The following is a 3,880-nucleotide window of genomic DNA, read 5'->3' as shown; positions in this document are numbered from 1 at the left end:
AGGTTACAACCTTCCTCTTATTTTCTTTTCTTTCAATTTATGGGGGCCAGTCGGCCCCCCTTTTTTGCCCCTTTACCGGGCCAGTAGGCTCTAGTGACATCTGCCGAAAAAGAGCGGATGAATTTTCATTGCTTACACTTAGGATATTTCTATAACTATCTATATAGTAAGGAAAATATTATTGATCCGGGTATAGATACCCTTGGTAAATTGCTAAGGAGAGCAAGTGGTCGAGCAATCATATTCCTATTATCTTCGCCGGTTAGTGGTGCTGGGTGTGCCACTGATGTTGCAGAGCCTGTTGTTCAGTAGCTTAGGCTTTATTGATAACCTGATGGTGAGTCAGCTAGGCACTCAGGAAGTGGCCGCATCGGGTATTGGTGCTCGTGTATTTTGGCTAGCCAGCGCCTGTATCTGGGGAATGGGAACAGGAATGGGCGTTTTGCTGGCCCAGTACTGGGGAGCTCGGGACGAAGAAGGGCTAAAACGAAACTTTGCTCTCGGCACTGCGATAGCAACATTGTCATCGTCGCTGTTTCTTCTGGTTTGCGGCTTTTTCCCGACTTTTATCCCCGGCTTATTTGATCCGAGTGCAGAGACAATGGAGCTGGCAGCTGGTTATCTGCAGTTGCTGGGGATTGCGATATTTCTTGCCGGGCCGACGATCACCCTGGATGCCGCCCTGCGATCTATTGGCCAGACCAAAATTAATCTCTTCATTTCCCTGGTTGAGATCGGCCTGAACATTGTACTGAACTACGTGCTGATCTTCGGACATCTGGGGGCACCGGCACTGGGGCTGATAGGGGCCGGGGTAGGTACCGTGATTGCGCGTTCAGTCCGGGTTGTCATCTTGCTGGTGGTTATATATCGTTTCTACCCGGTATTGGCGTTCGGTATCAGTCACCTGATAAGTGCTTTTCATAAAAAGATAGTGAAGCGCTATTTTGAAATATCTTTGCCGATCATAGCTGGCAGCTTAATTTGGAGTGGCGGCATGTTCACCTATCACCTGCTGCTTGGGCGAATCGGAGAAGTCGAGTTGGCGACGATGGCTATCCTGACGCCACTGGAGTCATTTGCATTGTCAGTAGCGCATGGCCTGTCGAGTGCGACGGCTATTTTGGTGGGTAATTCATTGGGCAGCGGTAAGTTTTCACTCAGTAAAACGTATTCAACCTATGTGCTTAAAACGTCAGTTGTGGTAGGCGTGGCATTGGGAGGACTGCTGTTGCTGGCAGAGGCGCTCATTATTTCTTTGTATACCGAGGTCAGCTCTGAGGTACTGGAACTGGCAAGCCGTTGCTTCCCGGTGTTGGCGCTGAGTATATTGCTGCGGACAGTCAATATTACTGTGATTGTCGGTGTGCTGAGAGCGGGGGGCGATGCAAAATTTTGCATGAATATGGATATAGTCTGCCAGTGGGTATGGGCGATCCCAGTAACGGCTTTTGCTGCTATCTGGCTGGAGTGGTCTCTGCCGTTTGTACTTCTGATGATGACAAGTGAAGAGCTGGTGAAACTCTATCCAGCGATGCGAAGGCTCGCTAGTTTGCGCTGGGTGAACAACCTGACTGAAGAACATGATAAGGAAGAAAAGTCTCCGCTGCCAAGCACTTGAGATTGGTTGTCAAAGCTGGCACAGCCCAAGTTGCTGATTATCAACTATCACTGTTGATAGTTATCAAATTGATAGTAAAAATATTATTTTGATAGGTGATTTTAACGGACTGAGAAGCAATCTTATTTAGCATGTTAAATAAGTGTTTATCCCCAGGGTGAATATGAAAATGAATGATGATGCAGATCTCATTTCGGGTCCGATTTCTGACCGCGCTCACGAAACTCATCTCTTATTATAGTGACTGCCAAGTTTGGCTCAATAGTTGCCTTTTTAGTGCTTAAGAATATTAAAAAATCTTCATTACCTCTGATTCTAAAGAGAGCATGAATTTATAGATAAGTAGAATTCTAAAAAGGTAAGAAAAATGATTGAACACTACTTGAGACCGGACTCTACTGCCCAAGCACTCGACTTAATGCAGCAACATGCAGGCGCTGCAACCTGGTTTGCCGGTGGTTCCAAGCTAAATGCCGCACCGAGCAAAACCGAAAAAACGGTAGCGATTTCGCTTGATAACCTGGCCTTCGACAAAATTGAACAACATGGTGAAGCCCTGCATATCGGTGCGATGTGCCGCATTCAGAACCTGATTGACAGTGAGCTGGTGCCAGTCGCTCTTAAGCAGGCTGCGGCATTTATTTATTCACGTCACGTGCGCAACCAGGCCACTTTGGGGGGTGAGATTGCAGCCTTCCAGCCTGAAGCATTATTGGTTCCAAGTTTGATGGCGCTTAAAGCGCGTGTTGTGCTGGCCGATGGACGAGAGATCGAAGTCGAAGACTATATTGAAGCTGATGAGCGCGATTTGATTGCCAAAGTGATCATCCCTGATGTGAGCCTCACCTGCATCGGATACAACATTGTCCGCTCTGCGGCAGGTTTGGCGGTTGTGACTGCCGCTGTATCTATCGATAAGGAAGGGAATAAAATTATCGCTCTTGATGGCGTGTCACCAACGCGTAATGGTGCAGCGAGACCTATTCGTTTGCGCGACATTGAAAAGCAGGATTTAAAAGGTGAACTGTTAGAGCAGGCCGTGGCCGATGCCGTTCACCCTGTGGCCAATATTATCGGTAGTGTTGAATATAAGCGCTATATTGCCGGCGTTGTTGTAACAGATTTACTGGCTGAGTGTCAGCATCTGGCTGAGGAGGCATAACCATGACTATTACATTTACTCTCAACGGCCGCTCTCAGGAACTTCAGTGCCAGCCTGGTGAAAATGTTCAGAAGTTACTTCACGGTATGGGCCTTCACTCTGTACGTAACAGCGATGATGGCTTTGGTTTTGCCGGGTCAGACGTAATTTTGTTAAATGGCGAGCTGGTTAACGCCTCACTATTAATTGCCGCCCAGTTGGAAGGTACCGAAGTTCGCACCGCTGAATCACTTAGCACACACAATAAGCTGGGTGTCGTCCAGCAGGCGATGATCGACGTGGGTGTGGTGCAGTCAGGTTATAACGATCCTGCCGCTGCTTTGATCATCACTGAACTGCTTGATCGTATTGCCGAGCCGACGCGTGAAGAGATTGACGATGCGCTCTCTGGCTTATTTAGCCGAGATGCCGGTTATCAACAGTTCTACCAAGTCGTAGAGCTGGCAGCGAAGCGTAAAAACACCCCTGATTACAATGAAGAGGTTGCCCCGGAATTTTGTGATGAGCTGGATGTAGTCGGTAAGGTCAGTCCGAAAGATGACTCGGTGAAAATGGTTCAGGCCAAGCCTTGCTACGTAGAAGACCGCATTCCGGCAGATGCCTGTGTGCTTAAGGTATTGCGCAGCCCGCATCCTCATGCCTGGATCAAGCGCCTGGATGTCAGCAAGGCCGAAGCGCTGGAAGGCGTTGTTCATATCATCACTCACGAAAACTGCCCAGATATTCCATATACTCCGGGTGGCCAGACTGGCCCAGAGCCATCGCCACTAGACCGTCGTATGTTCGGCCAGAAAATGCGCCACGTCGGTGACCGTGTAGCTGCAGTTGTTGCTGAGAGCGTTGAAATTGCCGAAGCCGCACTTAAGTTGATTGATGTTGAATATGAAGTGCTTAAGCCGGTAATGAGTATTGATGAGGCTCAGGCCCCTGATGCGCCGATTATCCACAACGAGCCAATTGAGTATCTGGCAGGCGCTCCGGCTGATCTGGACGAGCAGAACAAAAATGCCGATCCGCGTGAAGGTAAGCTGATTGTTAACTTCCCGATTGGCTGTGAGCCACGCAAGAATATTGCCGCGTCGGTTAATGGCCAAATT

At 48.6% G+C, this 3,880-nt stretch carries 3 protein-coding genes; all 3 read left to right on the top strand.

The features are described 5' to 3' along the window. Positions 1-226: 226 nt before the first annotated feature. Positions 227-1,621 carry an MATE family efflux transporter gene (locus MHN01_RS19460; protein WP_239412867.1) on the top strand — a complete coding sequence of 465 codons (1,395 nt, stop codon included), beginning with the start codon at positions 227-229 and terminating at the stop codon, positions 1,619-1,621. A 367-nt stretch (positions 1,622-1,988) separates the two neighbouring features. Next, complete coding sequence (gene ygfM, locus MHN01_RS19455) at positions 1,989-2,783, top strand: molybdopterin-dependent oxidoreductase FAD-binding subunit (RefSeq protein ID WP_239412866.1); 795 nt, start codon at positions 1,989-1,991, stop codon at positions 2,781-2,783. Positions 2,784-2,785: 2 nt separating this feature from the next. Next, positions 2,786-3,880 (top strand): 2Fe-2S iron-sulfur cluster-binding protein (locus MHN01_RS19450; protein ID WP_239412865.1); only part of this gene is annotated, 1,095 nt, incomplete at its 3' end.

Source organism: Photobacterium sp. OFAV2-7, assembly GCF_022347985.1.
Classification (GTDB): Bacteria; Pseudomonadota; Gammaproteobacteria; order Enterobacterales; family Vibrionaceae; genus Photobacterium.
The sequence above is the reverse complement of the archived record's forward strand: the minus strand, read 5'-3'. Positions and strand labels throughout refer to the sequence as shown.